Raw genomic sequence first — 19,226 nt, forward strand, 5'->3', positions numbered from 1 at the left:
AGGTGCGCGCGGCAGGCTGGTTAACCTGTGACTTTCCCCTGTGACGAGCGCACTGATGCCCCGTACTTCCAAGCCTCTCGACCTGAACAGCCGCGCCCAGCTATTTGCCCACCTGGCGGCGATGGAGCGGGCCGGTGTGCCGATCGACCAGGCACTGGCCGGGCTGATGCTTGGCGCCCGCCATGAGCCGGCCGTCAGGCGCCTGCGGCAGATGGTCGGCGGCGGGCGCGACCTGGCGAGTTCCGGCCAGCTCAGTGGCGTATTCACGCCATTGGAGAGCACCCTGGTACGGGCCGCGCAGGAGGCCGGCGGACTGGCGCATATTCATGAACAGTTGGCCCAGCGTTACGCCGAGCAGGCCAACCATGCCGCTGCCCTGAAGTCCCGCCTGCTTCTGCCCGCCGGCATTCTGCTGCTGGCGCTGGCGGTCAAGCCTCTGCCGGCATTGGTGGGCGGTGCCCTCGGCCTGGGCGGCTATCTGGCGCAGGTGGCGTTGCCGGTACTCTGGCTGCTCGGCCTGTATTTCGGTGTGCGCTGGCTGTGGCGCCGTTGGCAGCTGCGTGCCGCGGCGCAGCCCACTGCGCTGGATGATCTGATCCTGGCCATGCCGCTGCTGGGCAGCCTGCAGCGGCGGGCCGACCTGCGCAATTTCTGCGACAGCCTGGGCCTGTTGCTGGAGGCCGGCATGCCGGTGCTCGACGCGCTGCCGCGTGCCTGCGCGGCGCAGAGCAATGCCCGCCTGCGGCGGGATTTCGCCAACCTGGCGCCGCGGGTGGCGGCCGGACAGTCGCTGGCGCGTGCGTTCGATGCCCTGGCGTTCCCCGGCAAACCCATGCTGATGGCCGTGCTCAATACCGGCGAGGCGACCGGTCGCCCGGGCGAGGCGTTGCTGCGCTTCGCCCGCCTGCAGGCGCAGCAGCTGGCCGCCCGGCAGCAGGCGCTGGCCACCTGGCTGCCGCGCCTGTTCTATCTGGCCGTGGCCGGCTGGATGGCTTACGGGCTGCTGACCGGCGGTGGATTCTTCCCGGCGCTGCCGGCGGGGCTGGCTGGCCGGTAATTTGCTGGTCAGGCGTACGTCGATCCGGTTGAAAGCTGAGCGCAAGTGCCCTGCGCTAACCTTCACCGCGTCTACGCCAATAGCAAAAAGACCAAGAAGCGATTCAACCGAATCTGGAATACGCCCCATGCCCATCCTGCAACGTGCATCCCACCATGAGCTGCGTAGCGCCTTCAGAGCGCTGCTGGCTTCCGAGCGCTGCTATCACACCGCCTCGGTCTTCGATCCCATGTCCGCCCGTATCGCCGCCGATCTCGACTTCGAGGTCGGCATCCTCGGCGGCTCCGTCGCCTCCCTGCAGGTGCTCGGTGCGCCGGACTTCGCCCTGATCACCCTCAGCGAATTCGTCGAGCAGGCCGCGCGCATCGGCCGCGTCGCCCGCCTGCCGGTGATCGCCGATGCCGACCACGGTTACGGCAACGCGCTCAACGTGATGCGCACCGTGGTCGAGCTGGAACGCGCCGGCGTCGCCGCGCTGACCATTGAAGACACCCTGCTGCCGGCCCAATTCGGTCGCAAGTCCACCGACCTGATCTCCATCGAGGAGGGCGTCGGCAAGATCCTCGCCGCGCTGGAAGCGCGCGTCGACCCGGAGCTTTCCATCATCGCCCGGACCCATGCCGGCGTACTGGAGGTGGACGAGGTGATCCGCCGCACCCGCGCCTACGAGGCGGCCGGGGCCGACGGCATCTGCCTGGTCGGGGTCAGGGACTTCGCCCACCTGGAGCAGATCGCCGCAGGCCTCAAGGTGCCGCTGATGCTGGTCACCTACGGCAACCCCGAGCTGCGCGACAACCAGCGCCTGGCACGCCTGGGCGTGCGCATCGTGGTCAACGGCCATGCGGCCTACTTCGCCGCGATCAAGGCCACCTACGACTGCCTGCGCGAGCAGCGCGGCGCCCAGCCGTGCGACCTCAACGCCACCGAGCTGACCCACAAGTACACCATGCCCGAGGATTACATTCTCTGGGCCAAGGAGTTCATGGAAGTCCGCGAGTAACGACAGGCAGCACTTGCACTTCGCCTGCCCCGGGCGCATATCTGTTCGGTAGGGGCGAGGAGGTGCAGCATGGCAAGTGGTTGGGCGAACGACGACGCGGTACAGGAACAGATCGACAGCAGCATCGAGGACGCCATCGCGCGTGCCCGCAGCCAGCTGCCGAAAGGCGAGAGCCTGCGGCACTGCGAGGAATGCGACGCCGTCATTCCCGAAGCCCGTCGTCAGGCGATTCCCGGCGTGCGCCTGTGCGTAAAGTGCCAGGCCGAGCACGACCGGGAAAACGCCGCCTACAGCGGTTACAACCGCCGCGGCAGCAAGGACAGTCAGCTGCGCTGAGCAAGCGGTACGGCACCTATTCGAGTCCTGATGGTCTAGTGCTACTAAGACCGTGACTCAGGAAGAGGAGGTGCCTGCATGACGATTTTCGAAGCCTTGCGCATCAGCCACGACATCCAGCGCGAACTGGCGCAGAAACTGATCGCCACCCAGGGCGACAGCGCCGAGCGCCACGCCTTGTTTTCTCAGCTCAAGCAGGAACTGGCCGTGCATTCGGTGGCCGAAGAACGCCATTTCTATATCCCCCTGATGCAGCAAGATGCTGGTGTGGATCTGTCGCGCCATGCGATTGCCGAGCATCACCAGATGGATGAAATGGTCGAGGGCCTGGAAGAAACCGACCCCAGCAGCCCGAGCTGGCTGGCGCAAGCCAAGGCGCTGGCGGAAAAGGTCGAGCACCATCTCAAGGAAGAAGAACACACCTTCTTCCAGATGGCCGGCAAACTGCTTCGCGACAAGGAGAAGCAGCAACTGGCCGGTGATTACCTGAACGCCTACGACCAGATGAAGCAGGCGTCCTGACAGACCAATGAGAGCCGGGCATAACGCCCGGCTTTTGCGTCAGAACAGGAAATACCGCTGCGCCATCGGCAGCACCTCGGCCGGCTCGCACCAGAGCAACTGGCCGTCGGCCCTGACCTGATAGTTCTGTGGATCGACCTCGATGTTCGGCAGGTAGCCGTTATGGATCAGGTCGGTCTTCTGCACCTCGCGGCAGCCTTTGACCACGCCGATCTTCTTCTTCAGACCCAGCTGCTCGGGCATGCCGGCGTCGAAGGCGGCCTGGCTGATGAAGGTGATGCTGGTGGCATGGCGGCTGCCGGCGTAGCTGGCGAACATCGGCCGGTAATGCACCGGCTGCGGTGTCGGGATCGAGGCGTTGGCATCGCCCATCAGGCTGGCGGCAATCGCCCCGCCCTTGAGGATCAGCGTCGGCTTCACGCCGAAGAAGGCCGGGCGCCAGAGCACCAGATCCGCCCACTTGCCCACTTCGATCGAGCCCACTTCATGGCTGATGCCATGGGTGATCGCCGGGTTGATGGTGTATTTGGCGATATAGCGCTTGGTGCGGAAGTTGTCGTTGCCGGGGGCGTCCTCGGGCAGGGCGCCGCGCTGTTTCTTCATCTTGTCGGCGGTCTGCCAGGTACGCGTGATCACCTCGCCGACGCGACCCATGGCCTGGCTGTCGGAACTGATCATGGAGAAGGCGCCGAGGTCGTGGAGGATGTCTTCTGCCGCAATGGTTTCCCGGCGGATACGGCTCTCGGCGAAGGCCACGTCCTCGGCGATGCTCGGGTCGAGGTGGTGGCAGACCATCAGCATGTCCAGATGCTCGTCGATGGTGTTGCGGGTGAAGGGCCGGGTCGGGTTGGTGGAACTGGGCAGCACATTGGGGAAGCCGCAGGCCTTGATGATATCCGGCGCATGGCCGCCGCCGGCGCCCTCCGTGTGGTAGGTGTGGATGGTGCGGCCCTTGAAGGCGCCCAGGGTGGTCTCGACGAAGCCGGACTCGTTCAGGGTGTCGGTGTGGATCGCCACCTGCACATCGTATTGGTCGGCCACGCTCAGGCAGTTGTCGATGGCCGCCGGGGTGGTGCCCCAGTCCTCGTGCAGCTTCAGGCCGATGGCGCCGGCCTTGACCTGTTCGATCAAGGGCTCCGGCAGCGAGGCGTTGCCCTTGCCGGTGAAGCCCAGATTCATCGGGAAGGCGTCGGCGGCCTGCAGCATGCGCGCCATGTGCCAGGGCCCCGAGGTGCAGGTGGTGGCGTTGGTGCCGGTGGCCGGTCCCGTGCCGCCGCCGATCATGGTGGTGACGCCGCTCATCAGCGCCTCTTCGATCTGCTGCGGGCAGATGAAATGGATATGGGTGTCGATGCCGCCCGCGGTAAGGATCATGCCCTCGCCGGCGATCACCTCGGTGCCGGCGCCGATGGCGATGGTCACGTCGGGCTGGATATCCGGGTTGCCGGCCTTGCCGATGGCGGCGATGCGTCCGTCCTTGAGGCCGACGTCGGCCTTGACGATGCCCCAGTGGTCGATGATCAGGGCGTTGGTGATCAGGGTGTCGACCACGTCGGCGGCGCACAGCTGGCCCTGGCCCATGCCGTCGCGGATCACCTTGCCGCCGCCGAATTTTACTTCTTCACCGTAGGTGGTGAAGTCCTTCTCGACTTCAATCCACAGGTCGGTATCGGCCAGGCGCACCTTGTCGCCGAGGCTGGGGCCGAACATGTCGGCATAGGCTTGTCTGCTGATCTTCATTGGCTCGTCCCGTAGGGTGCGCTGTGCGCACCGTTGCTATCTGTGTCGTTGCTGGTGCGCGCGGCGCACCCTACGAAAATTGGTATCTCAAAGATCGCCCATCACCCGGCCGGCGAAGCCGAACACCCGGCGCGCGCCGGCCAGATCGACCAGTTCCACCTCACGGCTCTGCCCAGGTTCGAAACGCACCGCGGTGCCGGCGGGGATGTTCAGGCGCATACCTCGCGTGGATGCTCGATCGAAGATCAGCGCATCGTTGGTCTCGAAGAAGTGATAGTGCGAGCCGACCTGGATCGGCCGGTCGCCACTGTTGGCCACGGACAGGGTCAGGGTGCGGCGGCCGGCATTGAGCTCGATCTCGCCGTCGGCAATCTGGTATTGGCCGGGAATCATGGGTTGCTCACTCCAGAATCAATTGCATAAAGGTCAGATCCAGCCAGCGCCCGAACTTGCGGCCGACCTGGGGCATCTGCCCGGTGGTGATGAAGCCGAGGCGCTGGTGCAGGCGAATCGAGGCGGCATTTTTCGACTCGATGGCGGCGACCATGACGTGCAGGTTGGCGACCCGAGCGCGCTCGATCAGCGCCTGCATCAGCGCCGGGCCCAGACCCTGACCGCGCTGGTCGGCGCGTACGTAGACCGAGTGCTCGACGGTGTGGCGAAAGCCCTCGATGGTGCGCCAGATGCCGTAGCTGGCGTAGCCGACTACCTCGCCGGCGGCGTCATGCGCGACCAGCACGGGAAAGCCGGCCGCCGTGCGTTCGGCCAGCCAGGCGCGGCGGTCGGCCAGGTCCACCAGGGTCTCGTTCCAGATCGCCGTGGTGTGCTGCACGGCGTCGTTGTAGATGGCCAGGATTCCGGGCAGATCGGCTTCGCCGGCATTCACTATCGAATAACTCATGAATCACGCAATCGGCTGGTGGACGGTCACCAGCTTGGTGCCGTCGGGAAAGGTGGCTTCGATCTGAATCTCCGGGATCATCTCCGGCACGCCCTCCATCACCTGCTCGCGACTCAGCAGGGTGGTGCCGAAGTGCATCAACTCGGCGACGGTCTGGCCGTCGCGCGCGCCTTCGAGCAGCGCGGCGGAGATATAGGCCATGGCTTCCGGGTAGTTGAGCTTGACCCCTCGGGCCAGACGGCGCTCGGCCACCAGGCCGGCGGTGAAGATCAGCAGTTTGTCTTTTTCTCTTGGTGACAAATCCATGACGGCTCCAGTCTTGGAGCGGGCAAGGCTGTGCCCTGTCCGCAATGGTGCTTCGGTCGCTTGGTGGACAGCGGCGTGCGCTGTTCCACTCTGGCGTGGCTGTAATGCAATTTGTAGGAGCCGGCTTGCCGGCGATTAGGCCTCTGCTGATCGCCGGCAAGCCGGCTCCTACCTGTTCGTTGTGCTCAGGTACTCCAGATTCGCGGCGGCACCGCCTCGCGCCCCAGCAGGGCCGGGCGCAACAGGCGCCACAGGGCGATCAGCCAGGCACGCCCCTTGAGTGCTTCGCTGGCCAGACAGCGGGCGACCAGCAGGCCCGCGAGCTGGCTGAGATCGCCACGTACGCCTTCGATCTTCAGTTCGCGGCAGCGCTCGAGTAAATCACTGTCCACCTCGCCACTGACCAGCAGGGTGGCGAAGACCGGCTGGCCGTTCAGGCCGATGGGCGAGTCGAGCAGGCCGTCGCCGCCGCTCACGCGCTGGCGCTCGTGCCACAGCAACCTGCCGTCACGGCGAACATCCAGCGCGGCCTGAAAGTGGCCGCTGGCAAAGCGCTCGTCGGCGGCGGGGCGGCCGAGGGCGACGATATCCCAGTACAGCAGGCGGGCGTCGCCGTGCAGCTCGATCTGCGTGTGCAGTTCGGCCTGGGCGCCGGCATAGACGATGGTTTCCTGCGGCAGCCATTCCAGGGTGGCACCGGCCTCGACGCGCAGGCGCAGATCCTGGCGGGCGACGCCGGCGGCGCGGTACCACTTGGCTGCGCCGGGGCTGGTGAGCTGCACCCAGGTGCGTTCGCCGGCATGGGCCGAGATGTCCAGGCGGTCGCCACCGGCGATGCCGCCGGGCGGGTGGACGATGATGTGCTGGCACACCTCCGGCCCCTCGGCGTGGAGGTGTTTCTGCACCCGGAGAGGGCCAAGATGGCGCCTGCGCACCGGCGTGGTGCGTTCGCCGTGGCGCGCGTAAGCCAGCTCCAGCTCGGCGGGCCAGCTGGGCGTGAACAGGGCGGCAGGCAGATTCATGGCAGGGCAGGTTCCACGCAATAGTTGACCGAGTGGGCAAGCAAGAGGCGTGCCTCGAACCAATTCGGTGCGTGTGGCGCGGCATGCGGCCACACACCCACGTAGGGTGTCGCGGGGCCGCCTAGGCCGTGCGCACCAGGGCAGCGAGACGTTCGCGGTAACCGTCCGCCGTGCGAACCCCGCCTGCGAGCGGCAGCAGGGTCCCTATGCCTTGAGAGGACCGCGGGGCGCACCCTACTAGATGGCCACCAGTCCGCGTACGCCCTCGGCTTCCATGTTCTCGCCGCGGCCCTGCTGGACGATCTCGCCGCGGCTCATCACCAGGTACTGGTCGGCCAGTTCGGCGGCGAAGTCGTAGAACTGCTCCACCAGCAGGATGGCCATGTCGCCACGGGCGGCGAGCTTCTTGATCACCGCGCCGATCTCCTTGATCACCGAGGGCTGGATGCCTTCGGTGGGTTCGTCGAGGATCAACAGGCGCGGCTGGCTGGCCAGGGCGCGGCCGATGGCCAGCTGTTGCTGCTGACCACCGGACAGGTCGCCGCCACGGCGATGCTTCATTTCGCGCAACACCGGGAAGAGTTCGTAGATGAACGCCGGCACTTCCTTGGCCTGGCTGCCGGGAAAGCGTGACAGGCCCATCAGCAGGTTCTCTTCCACCGTCAGGCGACCGAAGATCTCGCGGCCCTGGGGCACGTAGGCGATGCCGGCGTGTACGCGCTGGTGCGGCTTGTAGGTGGTGATGGCCTTGCCTTCCCATTGCACATGGCCGTCCTTGGCCGGGATCAGGCCCATCAGGCACTTGAGCAGGGTAGTCTTGCCCACGCCGTTGCGGCCGAGCAGGCAGGTGACCTCGCCGACCTTCACGTCGAACGACAGGCCACGGAGGATGTGGCTGCCGCCGTAATACTGGTGGAGTTGTTGGACTTGCAGCATATCGATGTCCTTAGCATGCGGTGCGCGCGGCGCACCCTACGGGATGAAATGCACCGCGCCGGGTAGGGTGCGCTGTGCGCACCGACTGTCAGCGACCCAGATAAACCTCGATCACCCGCTCGTCGTTCTGTACCTGCTCCAGCGAGCCTTCGGCCAGCACGCTGCCCTGGTGCAGCACGGTGACGTGGTCGGCGATGGAGCCGACGAAGCCCATGTCGTGCTCGACCACCATCAGCGAGTGCTTGCGTGCCAGGGACTTGAACAGCTCGGCGGTGAACTCGGTTTCGGCGTCGGTCATGCCCGCCACCGGCTCGTCGAGCAGCAGCAGGTGCGGCTCCTGCACCAGCAGCATGCCGATCTCGAGGAACTGCTTCTGGCCGTGGGAAAGCAGGCCGGCCGGGCGATGGCGCGAGGCTTCCAGGCGGATGGTGCTCAGCACTTCCTCGATGTGATCCTTCTGCTCGCCGTTGAGCCTGGCGCGCAGGCTGGCCCACACCGACTTGTTGGTCTTCTGCGCCAGCTCCAGGTTCTCGAACACCGTCAGCGCTTCGAACACCGTGGGCTTCTGGAACTTGCGGCCGATGCCGGCCTGGGCGATCTGCACCTCGCTCATGCTGGTGAGGTCGTACTGTTCGCCGAAGTAGGCGACGCCGTTGTCCGGGCGGGTCTTGCCGGTGATCACGTCCATCATGGTGGTTTTGCCGGCGCCGTTGGGGCCGATGATGCAACGCAGCTCACCGACGCCGATGTACAGGGTCAGGTTGGTCAGCGCCTTGAAGCCATCGAAGCTGACGTTGATGTCTTCCAGGGTGAGGATGGTGCCATGGCGGACGTTGACGCCCTTGCCGACGTTCTTGCCGGTATCCAGCGCCAGGCCGGTGGGGTCGAAGGCGGCTTCGAGCATGGTCTCGGGCAGGGGAGTGGCTCTCATTGATCCTTCTCCTTCTTCAGCAGGCCGATCATTCCCTTGGGTAGAAAGAGGGTGACGACGATAAACAGCGCGCCCAGGGCGAACAGCCAGTACTCGGGGAAGGCCACGGTGAACCAGCTCTTCATGCCGTTGACGATACCGGCGCCGAGCAGCGGACCGATCAGCGTGCCACGACCACCGAGGGCGACCCACACGGCGGCTTCGATGGACTGGGTCGGCGCCATCTCGCTGGGGTTGATGATGCCCACCTGGGGCACGTACAGCGCGCCGGCCAGGCCGCACAGCACAGCGGATAGCACCCAGATAAACAGCTTGTAGCCGAGCGGATCGTAGCCGCAGAACATCAGGCGGTTCTCGGCGTCACGCAGGGCGGTCAGCACGCGGCCGAACTTGCTGCGCGCCAGGCGAAAGCCCAGGTACAGGCTGCCCACCAGCAGCACCACGGTGGCGAAGAACAGCGCGGCACGGGTGCCCTGCGCGGTGATGTCGAAGCCGAGAATGCGGGTGAAACCGGTAAAGCCGTTGTTGCCGCCGAAGCCGGTTTCGTTACGGAAGAACAAGAGCATGCCGGCAAAGGTCAGCGCCTGGGTCATGATCGAGAAGTACACGCCCTTGATCCGCGAGCGGAAGGCGAAGAAACCGAACACCAGGGCCAGCAGGCCGGGCGCCAGTACCACCAGGCACATCGCCCAGAGAAAACTCGAGGTGCCGTACCAGTACCAGGGCAGCTCGCTCCAGGCCAGGAAGCTCATAAAGGCCGGCAGCCCGTCGCCGGCCGACTGGCGCATCAGGTACATGCCCATGGCATAACCGCCGAGGGCGAAGAACAGGCCGTGGCCCAGCGACAGCATGCCGGCGTAGCCCCAGACCAGGTCCAGCGCCAGGGCGACGATGGCGTAGCAGAGGATCTTGCCCACCAGCGTCAGGGCGTAGGCAGAGACGTGCAGGGCATGATCGGACGGCAGCAGGTGCAGCAGCGGCATGGCGAGCAGCACGGCCAGCACCAGCAGGCCGATGGCCAGCGAAACCTGTGGGCCGAGCTTGGCGCTGGCGCGGGCCAGTAGGCTCTTGTTAACAGGCATGGGATTCAGTGGCATGGTCATCAGTCGATCACCCTTCCTTTCAGTGCGAACAGACCCTGCGGGCGTTTCTGAATAAACAGAATGATCAGCGCGAGGATGAGGATCTTGCCGAGCACCGCACCGATCTGCGGTTCGAGGAACTTGTTCACCACGCCCAGGCCGAAGGCCGCCAGCACGCTACCGGCCAACTGGCCGACGCCGCCGAGCACCACCACCAGGAAGGAGTCGATGATGTAGCTCTGACCCAGGTCCGGACCGACGTTGCCGATCTGGCTCAGCGCCACGCCGCCGAGGCCGGCGATGCCCGAACCGAGGCCGAAGGCGAGCATGTCCACGCGCCCGGTGGGCACGCCGCAGCAGGCGGCCATGTTGCGGTTCTGCGTCACCGCGCGCACGTTCAGGCCCAGGCGCGTCTTGTTCAGCAGCAGCCATGTAAGGACCACGACGAACAGGGCGAAGCCGATGATGACGATGCGGTTGTACGGCAGCACCAGGTTGGGCAGCACCTGCACGCCGCCGGACAGCCAGGCGGGGTTGGCCACCTCGACGTTCTGCGCGCCGAAGGTGACGCGCACCAGCTGGATGAGGATCAGGCTGATACCCCAGGTGGCCAGCAGGGTTTCCAGCGGGCGGCCGTAGAGATGGCGGATCACCGTGCGCTCCAGCACCATGCCGATGCAGGCGGTGACCAGAAAGGCGATGGGCAGCGCGGCCAGCGGGTAGAGCGTGAGGTATTCGGGGGCCAGGCGCTGGAAGCTCAGCTGCACCACATAGGTGGTGTAGGCACCGAGCATCAGCATCTCGCCGTGGGCCATGTTGATCACCCCGAGCAAGCCGAAGGTGATGGCCAGACCCAGGGCGGCGAGCAGCAGGATCGAACCCAGCGACAGGCCACTGAAGGCCTGGCCGAGCAGTTCGCCGATCAGCAGTTTGTTCTTCACCTGGGCCAGGCTTTTCTCGGCGGCGGCGCGCACGGCGGCATCGCTTTCCTCGCCATCGAGCAGGCTTTGCAGACGCGTGCGGGCCAGCGGGTCGCCGGTCTTGCCGAGGCGCTCCACGGCGGCCAGGCGCACGGTCGGGTCGCTGGCCTCCAGCTGCAGGTTGGCCAGGGCCAGGGTAATGGCGTCCCGCACGGTTTCATCGGCTTCGATGCTCAACCGGCTTTCCAGCAGCGGCAGCAGTGCCGGCGGCGTATTGCGTTGCAACTGCTTGGCGGCGGCCAGGCGCGCGGCGGCATCGTCAGCGAGCAACTGATGGCTGGCCATGGCCACGCCCAGCAGGCCGCGCAGACGGTTGTTCAGACGCAGTTTGCGCGGCGTGCCGTTGGCCTTGGCTGCGCCATCGGCGGCCTGCCAGGTGCCGCTCTGTTCGATGAAGGCTCGCTTGTCGGCATCGCTGCCGACGCGGCCCTGCTGCAGGGCCTGCAGCAGTGGCAGGCGTTCGGCATTGGGCGCGGCGGCCCAGTCCTGCAGCAGCTTGGCCTGCTTGCCGGCGTTGGCAGCGACGAAATCGTCGGCCTCGCCAGCCTGCGCCGCCAGGGGCAGCCACAGCAGCAGGCTCAGGAGAATTCGGGTAATGGCAGTGGGCATAAGGGTGTCCTTGGCGTAGCCCGGATGAAGTCCGGGGCGAGCTTCCCGGATTGCATCCGGGCTACGGCGACCCTCTCCCCCGCCCCTCTCCCGCAAGCGGGAGAGGGGAGACAAGCGGCACTGCGGTTGCCGCTTGCGGGAGAGGGCTTTTGCCTTAGTTCGACTTCACCGGGGTATCGGCTTTCTTGTCGTTGCCTTCGATGAAGGGGCTCCACGGCTGGGCGCGGATCGGGCCTTCGGTTTCCCAGACCACGGAGAACTGACCGTCTTCCTGGATCTCGCCGATCATCACCGGCTTGTGCAGGTGGTGGTTCTTCTCGTCCATCTTCAGGGTGAAGCCGCTCGGCGCGGCGAATTCCTGGCCGGCCATGGCTTCACGCACCTTGTCGACGTCGGTGGTGCCGGCCTTCTCGACCGCTTGCGCCCACATGTGGATGCCCACGTAGGTGGCTTCCATCGGGTCGTTGGTCACCACGGTGTCGGCGTTCGGAAGCTTCTTGGCCTTGGCGTAGGCCTTCCAGTCGGCGACGAACTTCTCGTTGACCGGGTTCTCCACCGACTGGAAGTAGTTCCAGGCGGCCAGGTGGCCGACCAGCGGCTTGGTGTCGATGCCGCGCAGTTCCTCTTCACCCACGGAGAAGGCCACCACCGGCACTTCGGTGGCTTCCAGACCCTGGTTGGCCAGTTCCTTGTAGAACGGCACGTTGGAATCGCCGTTGACGGTGGAGACCACGGCGGTCTTGCCGCCGGCGGCGAACTTCTTGATGTTGGCGACGATGGTCTGATAGTCGCTGTGGCCGAAGGGGGTGTAGACCTCTTCGATGTCCTTGTCGGCGATGCCCTTGCTGTGCAGGAAGGCGCGCAGGATCTTGTTGGTGGTGCGCGGGTAGACGTAGTCGGTGCCGAGCAGGAAGAAGCGCTTGGCGCCGCCGCCGTCTTCGCTGAGCAGGTATTCCACCGCCGGAATGGCCTGCTGGTTCGGCGCTGCGCCGGTGTAGAAGACGTTCGGCGACATCTCTTCGCCTTCGTACTGCACCGGGTAGAACAGCAGGCCGTTGAGTTCCTCGTAGACCGGGAGCACGGATTTGCGCGATACCGAGGTCCAGCAGCCGAAGGTCACCGCGACCTTGTCCTGGGTCAGCAGCTGGCGGCCTTTTTCTGCGAACAGCGGCCAGTTGGAGGCCGGGTCGACCACCACCGGCTCCAGCTGCTTGCCGAGCACGCCGCCCTTGGCGTTGATCTCCTCGATGGTCATCAACGCCATGTCTTTGAGCGATGTTTCGGAAATGGCCATGGTGCCGGACAGCGAGTGCAGGATGCCGACCTTGATGGTCTCGGCGGCCTGGATGGACCAGCTCAGGCCCATGGCGGCGATGGAAGCGGAAAGGGTAAAGGCCTTGATCAGGCTGCGACGTTGCATGGTGCGATCTCCATTCTCATCTTGAGTAAGTGGACAGCTCTTTATTGTTTGGCAGTGATTCAAAGGTCATACCGTCACCCTTGCGCCGGCAGCGCCCGCTGGCGGGCGCTGTGCAGCATGTGCAGGGTGATCTTGCGCACTTCCGCCTTGCTGACCTCTATATGGGTCTTGAGCAATAGCTGTGCCTCTTCGCAGCGACGCGACAGGATCGCGCCGAGGATGCGGGCGTGTTCCTCGTAGGTGAGTTCCACGCGCGGCCCCTGGGTGAAGTCCAGGCGCCTGATAATTCGGATCTTTTCGCTGACTTCGGCGTGCAGGCGGGCCATCTCGCGGTTGCCGGCTGCTTCCACCAGCTGGCAGTGAAAACGCTCGTCCAGACGCGAAACTTCGCGGCCGTCCTGCAGGCGCTCCTCGGGTTGCACCATCCAGGTGCGACGCAGCTGTTCCAGGGCCTCCGGCAGCTCGCCAGCGGGGCGTTCGCACAGACGCTTGACCGCCTCCAGTTCGAGGACGATGCGCACTTCGTAGAGCTCCTCGAAGTGGGCGAAATCGAACGGCTTGACCTGCCAGCCGCTGCGGAAATACACCTCCAGATAACCCTCGCGCTCCAGGCGATACAGCGCCTGGCGCACCGGCGTGCGGCTGGCGGCCATGCGCTCGGCGATCTCGCCTTCGGAAAAACGGTCGCCCGGCAGCAGGCGGAACTCGAAGATGTCGTCCTTGAGCTGGGCATAGATGCGCTCGGCGAGATTCTCCGGGCGCTCCTTGCCACGCCTGGCGGGGCTGACCAGTTGCATCTCAGGCCGCCTCGCTCGGGGTCAGCAGGAGCAGGGCATCGCCCGGCGTCACCGCCTTGCCGGGGGCGCAGCGCAGCGACTTGACCGTGCCGGCCACCGGCGCGGTCACCGCCAGCTCCATCTTCATCGCCTCCACCACCAGCAGCGGCGTGCCGGCTTCCACGTGCTGGCCGGGCTCGACCAGCACCTTCCACACGCTGCCGCTCATCTCGGCGGCAACCAGATGGCCATCCAGATCGGCGTCGTCATGGCTTGGGCTGGTCAGCGCTTGTGCGGCGCTCGGATCGTCGTCCTTCCACAGCTCGACTTCGGCATCGAAGGCGGCTTTCTGCTGGCGCTGGAAGGCTGCGATATCGGCCGCGTTGTCGGCGATGAAGCGGTTGTAGGCGGCGAAGTCGAATTCGGTCTGCTCGATGCGGATCTGCGCGCGGCCCTCGCGGAAGGCTTCGCGGAATGTATCCAGCTCGGCCTCGCTGACCGGGTAGAAGCGCACCTGATCGAAGAAGCGCAGCAGCCAGGGCTGGCCGTTCTCGAACTGGGCGTTCTTCACGTACTTGTTCCAGATCGGCAGGGTGCGGCCCACCAGCTGGTAGCCGCCGGGCGAGTCCATGCCGTAGATGCACATGTACATGCCGCCGATGCCCACGGTGCCTTCGGCGGTAAAGGTGCGCGCCGGGTTGTACTTGGAGCTGAGCAGGCGATGGCGCGGGTCCAGCGGCACGGCGCAGGGGGCATCGAGGTAGACATCGCCGAGGCCGAGGATCAGGTAGCTGGCGTCGAACAGGATGTCGCGGACCTGCTCGCGGCTGGCCAGGCCGTTGGCGCGCTGGATGAAGTCGACGTTGTTCGGCAGCCAGGGCGCATCGCTGCGCACGGTTTCGCGGTAGCGCTCGAGGGCGGCGAGGGTGGCGCTGTCCTCGAAGGCCATGGGCAGGTGGACGATACGGGTCGGCACCTTGAGCTCGGCGACATCACCAAGGTTCTCCTCCAGGTGCAGCAGGTGGTCAAGCAGGGTGCGCTGGTGCAGCACGCGGCTGTCGTAGCGCAGCTGCAGCGAGCGAACGCCGGGGGCGAGCTCTTCCAGGCCACGCAGCGGCTCGGCCTTGAGCGCCTCCATCAGCAGGTGCACGCGCAGACGCAGGGCCAGATCCAGCACGTTGTCGCCGTATTCCAGCAGGATGTAGGCATCGCCCGCCTGGCGATACACCGCACGCGGGCGGCTGCCCTCGGCCGGCAGCTCGGCCAGCACCGTGGCGGAAACCGTGGTGTCCGCTTGCAGCGACGGCGCCGGCAGGGTCACCGCGCTGATCGCGGCCAGGGCTTCGATGCTGCCCAGTTGCGCCTGCTCCAGGCTCTGCGCCTGCTGGAAACCGATGGGGTGAAAGCGCAGCTTGTCGCCGGGTTTGACCTGGCCGACCTTCCACAGCTCGGCCTTGGCGATGGTCACCGGGCAGACGAAACCGCCGAGGCTGGGGCCGTCCTTGGTCAGGATCACCGGGAAGTCGCCGGTGAAGTTGATCGAGCCGATGGCGTATTCGCAGTCGTGCACATTGGACGGGTGCAGGCCGGCTTCACCGCCGTCGGCCCGCGCCCAGCTCGGTTTTGGGCCGCTCAAACGCACGCCGAGGCGGTTGGAGTTGTAGTGCACCTCCCATTCGGCGGCGAAGAATTCCTCGATGGCTTCTGCGGTGAAGAAGTCCGGCGCGCCGTGTGGGCCATAGAGCACGCCGATGTTCCAGGTGCTGCCGTAGCTTGGGATCAGGCTCGGATGCGCCGCCTGTGGCGGGGCGATTGGCGCGGGCGTGGTGCAGGCCGCCAGCTCGGGCTGGGAGATGGCCAGCATATCGGCGGTGCGCAGGGTGCGCCCGGCATGGCCGCCGAACTGGCCGAGGGCGAAGGTGGAGCGGCTGCCCAGATACAGCGGCACGTCCAGGCCATTGCGCACCGCGAGATAGGTGCGGCAGCCGCTGAGCGCGCGGCCCAGCTTGAGCACCTGGCCGGCCTTGACCTCGATTGGCTGCCAGTAGGCCACCGGCGCATCGTCCAGGGTGGCCGGGCAATCGGCGCCGGTCAGGGCGATCAGTGCATCGCTGTGAAAGCGCAGCGTCGGGCCTTGCAGGGTGAATTCCAGGCCCGCGGCCTCGGCATGGTTGCCGACGATGCGGTTGGCCAGGCGGAAGGCGAAGTCGTCCATCGGCCCGGACGGCGGCACGCCGATATCCCAGTAGCCGAGACGGCCCGGGTAGTCCTGCACGCTGGAGTAGGTGCCGGGCTCCAGCACTTCGATCACGCTGGCCTTGAAGGTGAAGCTGTCGAGCAGACGCGTCCACACTTCGCCTTTGGCGAAGCGCTCGTCGGCCACCACCTGGCGCAGGTAATCGAGGTTGCTGGCGATGCCGTGCAGGCGGGTTTCGCCCAGGGCTTTCTGCAGCTTGGCGATGGCCTCAGCGCGAGTGGCAGCATGCACGATCAGCTTGGCGATCATCGGGTCATAGAAGGCCGAGACCTCGCTGCCGGTGCTGACCCAGCCGTCGACGCGCACGTCGGCGGGGAAGTGCACGTCGGTGAGTACGCCCGGGCTGGGCTGGAAGTTCTTCAGCGGGTCTTCGGCGTAGATCCGCACTTCGATGGCGGCGCCCTGCGGGGCGCGGTTCAGCGCGGCCCAGTCCAGCGCATCGCCTGCGGCCACGCGCAGCATGCATTCGATCAGATCGAGGCCGGTGACCATCTCGGTGACCGGGTGCTCGACCTGCAGCCGGGTGTTCACTTCGAGGAAGTAGAAGTCGTCACGGGCGGCGTCATAGATGAACTCCACGGTGCCGGCGCTGCGATATTGCACCGACTCGCCCAGTTGCACGGCGGCGGCGTGCAGGCGCTCGCGGGTGGCCTGCGGCAGATTGGGTGCCGGGGTTTCCTCGACCACCTTCTGGTTGCGCCGCTGCAGCGAGCAGTCGCGTTCGCCGAGGGCGGCGACGCGGCCGGTACCGTCGCCGAAAATCTGTACTTCGACGTGGCGCGCCTGATCGACGAAGCGCTCGAGAAACACCCCGGCATCGCTGAAGAACTGCTCGCCCATGCGCTTGACGCTGTCGTAGGCGCTGGCCAGCGCGGCGGCGTCGCTGCAGCGGGTCAGGCCGATGCCGCCACCGCCGGCGGTGGTCTTGAGCATCACCGGGTACCCGATGCTATCGGCGGCGCTCAGTGCTTCTGCCAGGCTCTGCAGCAGGCCGGTGCCCGGCGCCATCGGCACCTGGGCCTGGGCGGCCAGTTCGCGGGCGCGGTGCTTGAGGCCGAACTCGCGAATCTGCGCAGGCGTAGGGCCGACGAAGGCGATCCCGGCGGCTTCGCAGGCATCGGCGAACTCGGCACTCTCCGAGAGAAAGCCGTAACCGGGGTAGATCGCCTGGGCACCGGTTTCCTGCGCCGCGGCGAGAATCTTGTCGATACGCAGGTAGCTGTCGGCCGGCTTGTCGCCGCCCAGGGCGATGGCGATATCGGCGTCGCGTACGTGCTGGGCATTGCGGTCGGCGTCGGAGTAGACGGCCACGCTTTTCACGCCCAGGCGCTTGAGCGTACGGATGGCTCTGACTGCGATCTCGCCACGGTTGGCGATCAGGACGGTATGGAACATCTGTTGCGGCCTCCTGGCTTGCTGCGCGCATGTGCGGGCAGGCGCTGATCTGTTCCCTCTCCCCTCGGGGAGAGGGCTAGGGAGAGGGGGCATGCACGCCACCCTGTCCCCTGCTATTCACTTCCTGGTTTCGGCGATAAAGGCGCGCCAGCCACCGAAGCCGGTGATGTCGCGCGCGCCATCCAGCGCGTAGGGCTCGCAGATAAAGCCCTTGACCCAACGGCCGTCGGCCAGCTCCAGGTTGCCGATGCCCAGTGGTGGCGGGATCTCGGCGACGAATTCACCGAAGCGCGCCTGCGGCACGTCCCACAGTTCGACGATGATCTCGGCGCCGTCCTCGGCGACCCGCGCCAGGCCCGGTTTGGGCGGCACCGTGCCGGGCAGTGCGAAGAGGCGGTAATGCGCGGCGCTGGTGGTCTGCTCCACCAGCACGGCATCGCGCGTGGTGAGCTGGAAGTTCAGCGGCATGCCGGTCAGGTGCGCGCCGACCACCGCGACACGGATGCAGCCCGGCGCCGGTTTGTCGCTGGCGATTTGCACGGGCAGCGGCTTGCCAGTGGCGCCCAGCGGCAGATTGAGTGCCTGCTGCCAGCGCTGGCCGAAGGCGGCCAATGCCTGGTCATGCCAGGCCGGGGCGATCAGGGTGATGCCGGCCGGCAGGCCGTCGGCACGCAGGCCGGCCGGTACGGCCAGGGCGCACAGGTCGGCGAGGTTGGTGAAGTTGGTGTAGGTGCCGAACTGGCTGTTGAATAGCACCGGCTCTGCCTGCATCTCGGCCAGGGTGCGGATGGTCGGCGAGGTCGGCACCACCAGAGCGTCGAAGCCGGCCAGAGCGTCGTTGATGCGGCGGCTCAGCTCAGCGCGGATGTATTCGGCCTTGTAGGCGTCGCAGGCGCTGTACTGGTGGCCGTTTTCGACGATGCCGCGCACCACCGGATTGATATGCGCCGGGTCGACCCCTTCCACCGCGACGGTGCGCTCGGCGACCCAGGGGCCGTAGTAAAGCTGCTCGGCCAGTTGCCGGAAGGGTGTGAAATCGATCTCCACCAGCTCGGCGCCCAGTTCACGCAGCTTGCCCAGGGCGGCCTCATAGACGGCCTGGTTCTGGCTGTCGCCGAAGAACTCGGGGTTGGCCGGCACGGCCAGACGCGGCAGGGCCGGCATGCCGACCCTGGCGCTGTTCGGGTTCTTGCGGCTGTAGGCGTCGGCGGCGTCGTAGCCACCGGCGATACTGGCCACGGTCAGCGCATCGGCCACGGTCAGGGCGAACACCGAGATGCAGTCGATGCTGCGGCAGGCCGGCACCAGGCCGGTGTTGGGCAGCCAGCCCTTGGTCGGCTTGAGCCCGACGATATTGTTGAAGCCTGCCGGCACGCGGCCGGAGCCGGCGGTGTCGGTGCCCAGCGAGAATGGCACCAGACCGCGCGCGACCACGCTGGCCGAGCCGGAGCTGGAGCCGCCGCTGACGTAATCCGGGTTGAAGCTGTTAGGCACTGCACCGTAGGGCGAGCGGGTGCCGACCAGGCCGGTGGCGAACTGGTCGAGGTTGGTCTTGCCGATCAGGATGGCGCCGGCGGCGCGCAGGCGGGCGACCACGCTGGCGTCGGTTTCGGCGCCGTAGGCGAACTCCGGGCAGGCCGCGGTGGTGGGCCAGCCGGCGGCGTCGATATTGTCCTTGATGGCGAAGGGCACGCCGTACAGCGGCAGCTTGCTCAGGTCGCCGGCGGCATCTTGCAGCGCGCTGGCCAGGGCATCGAGTTGAGCGTTGAGCTGAGCTGCGCTGGCCAGGGCGATCCAGGCGCTGTCATCAGTGCGCAACTCCAGGCGCAGGGCGTGCAGCAGTTCGGCTGGCGATTGACCGTCGCGGTAGGCTTGCTGCCACCCGGCGAGGGTGAGGGCGGTCGGTGCGTTGGACATGCTTCGAGATTCCATCTTGTATCCAAGTTGGGATCGCTA

Annotated in this window: 17 protein-coding genes; 4 read left to right on the forward strand and 13 right to left on the reverse strand. The window is 66.4% G+C overall.

Annotated features, from left to right (window positions below):
* Window positions 1-55: 55 nt before the first annotated feature.
* The 4 genes from L1F06_RS03600 to L1F06_RS03615 all read left to right on the forward strand — a co-directional run bounded on the left by L1F06_RS03600 (window position 56) and on the right by L1F06_RS03615 (window position 2,915).
* On the forward strand, window positions 56-1,057 hold the full coding sequence (locus L1F06_RS03600) for a type II secretion system F family protein (RefSeq protein ID WP_129482807.1): 1,002 nt from the start codon (window positions 56-58) through the stop codon (window positions 1,055-1,057).
* 136 nt (window positions 1,058-1,193) lie between these two features.
* Entirely contained in the window at window positions 1,194-2,057 is an 864-nt protein-coding gene (locus L1F06_RS03605; protein ID WP_090428073.1) for an isocitrate lyase/PEP mutase family protein, read from the forward strand.
* Window positions 2,058-2,126: 69 nt separating this feature from the next.
* Window positions 2,127-2,393, forward strand: coding sequence for a DksA/TraR family C4-type zinc finger protein (locus tag L1F06_RS03610; protein WP_003246891.1), 267 nt, complete (start codon window positions 2,127-2,129; stop codon window positions 2,391-2,393).
* A 78-nt stretch (window positions 2,394-2,471) separates the two neighbouring features.
* A complete protein-coding gene (locus L1F06_RS03615; protein WP_129482808.1) occupies window positions 2,472-2,915 on the forward strand; it encodes a hemerythrin domain-containing protein in 444 nt (147 codons plus the stop codon).
* 39 nt (window positions 2,916-2,954) lie between these two features.
* Here the strand turns inward: L1F06_RS03615 and ureC are convergent, their stop codons facing one another.
* From ureC to atzF, 13 genes are all read right to left on the reverse strand, one after another.
* Window positions 2,955-4,655: an urease subunit alpha gene (gene ureC / locus L1F06_RS03620; RefSeq protein WP_129482809.1), complete on the reverse strand. Its 1,701-nt coding sequence runs from the start codon at window positions 4,653-4,655 to the stop codon at window positions 2,955-2,957.
* Window positions 4,656-4,742: 87 nt separating this feature from the next.
* Window positions 4,743-5,048, reverse strand: coding sequence for an urease subunit beta (locus L1F06_RS03625; RefSeq protein WP_011920876.1), 306 nt, complete (start codon window positions 5,046-5,048; stop codon window positions 4,743-4,745).
* 7 nt (window positions 5,049-5,055) lie between these two features.
* Window positions 5,056-5,556, reverse strand: coding sequence for a GNAT family N-acetyltransferase (locus L1F06_RS03630; protein ID WP_129482810.1), 501 nt, complete (start codon window positions 5,554-5,556; stop codon window positions 5,056-5,058).
* A 3-nt stretch (window positions 5,557-5,559) separates the two neighbouring features.
* Entirely contained in the window at window positions 5,560-5,862 is a 303-nt protein-coding gene (gene ureA, locus L1F06_RS03635) for an urease subunit gamma (RefSeq protein WP_003246897.1), read from the reverse strand.
* 185 nt (window positions 5,863-6,047) lie between these two features.
* The gene (locus L1F06_RS03640; protein WP_129482811.1) at window positions 6,048-6,884 is read right to left on the reverse strand and encodes an urease accessory protein UreD; all 837 of its coding nucleotides are present in this window, start codon (window positions 6,882-6,884) and stop codon (window positions 6,048-6,050) included.
* Window positions 6,885-7,121: 237 nt separating this feature from the next.
* Window positions 7,122-7,820: an urea ABC transporter ATP-binding subunit UrtE gene (gene urtE / locus L1F06_RS03645; RefSeq protein ID WP_129482812.1), complete on the reverse strand. Its 699-nt coding sequence runs from the start codon at window positions 7,818-7,820 to the stop codon at window positions 7,122-7,124.
* Between the two features lie 88 nt (window positions 7,821-7,908).
* On the reverse strand, window positions 7,909-8,751 hold the full coding sequence (gene urtD, locus L1F06_RS03650) for an urea ABC transporter ATP-binding protein UrtD (protein WP_129482813.1): 843 nt from the start codon (window positions 8,749-8,751) through the stop codon (window positions 7,909-7,911).
* Window positions 8,748-9,854 (reverse strand): urea ABC transporter permease subunit UrtC, encoded by a 1,107-nt coding sequence (urtC, locus tag L1F06_RS03655; protein ID WP_129482814.1) that lies wholly within the window; start codon window positions 9,852-9,854, stop codon window positions 8,748-8,750. Before urtC ends, urtD begins: the two co-directional genes overlap by 4 nt.
* Complete coding sequence (urtB, locus tag L1F06_RS03660; RefSeq protein WP_129482815.1) at window positions 9,854-11,422, reverse strand: urea ABC transporter permease subunit UrtB; 1,569 nt, start codon at window positions 11,420-11,422, stop codon at window positions 9,854-9,856. The genes urtC and urtB overlap by 1 nt, the downstream gene beginning before the upstream one ends.
* Before the next feature lie 154 nt (window positions 11,423-11,576).
* Window positions 11,577-12,842 carry an urea ABC transporter substrate-binding protein gene (urtA, locus tag L1F06_RS03665; RefSeq protein WP_011920882.1) on the reverse strand — a complete coding sequence of 422 codons (1,266 nt, stop codon included), beginning with the start codon at window positions 12,840-12,842 and terminating at the stop codon, window positions 11,577-11,579.
* A gap of 74 nt (window positions 12,843-12,916) precedes the next feature.
* Window positions 12,917-13,639 carry a GntR family transcriptional regulator gene (locus tag L1F06_RS03670; RefSeq protein WP_090427762.1) on the reverse strand — a complete coding sequence of 241 codons (723 nt, stop codon included), beginning with the start codon at window positions 13,637-13,639 and terminating at the stop codon, window positions 12,917-12,919.
* Between the two features lies 1 nt (window position 13,640).
* Entirely contained in the window at window positions 13,641-17,270 is a 3,630-nt protein-coding gene (gene uca / locus L1F06_RS03675; protein ID WP_129482816.1) for an urea carboxylase, read from the reverse strand.
* 117 nt (window positions 17,271-17,387) lie between these two features.
* On the reverse strand, window positions 17,388-19,187 hold the full coding sequence (gene atzF / locus L1F06_RS03680; protein WP_252576727.1) for an allophanate hydrolase: 1,800 nt from the start codon (window positions 19,185-19,187) through the stop codon (window positions 17,388-17,390).
* Window positions 19,188-19,226 lie beyond the last annotated feature (39 nt).

Origin of the sequence: Pseudomonas hydrolytica (genome assembly GCF_021495345.1) — a bacterium.
GTDB lineage: Bacteria > Pseudomonadota > Gammaproteobacteria > Pseudomonadales > Pseudomonadaceae > Aquipseudomonas > Aquipseudomonas hydrolytica.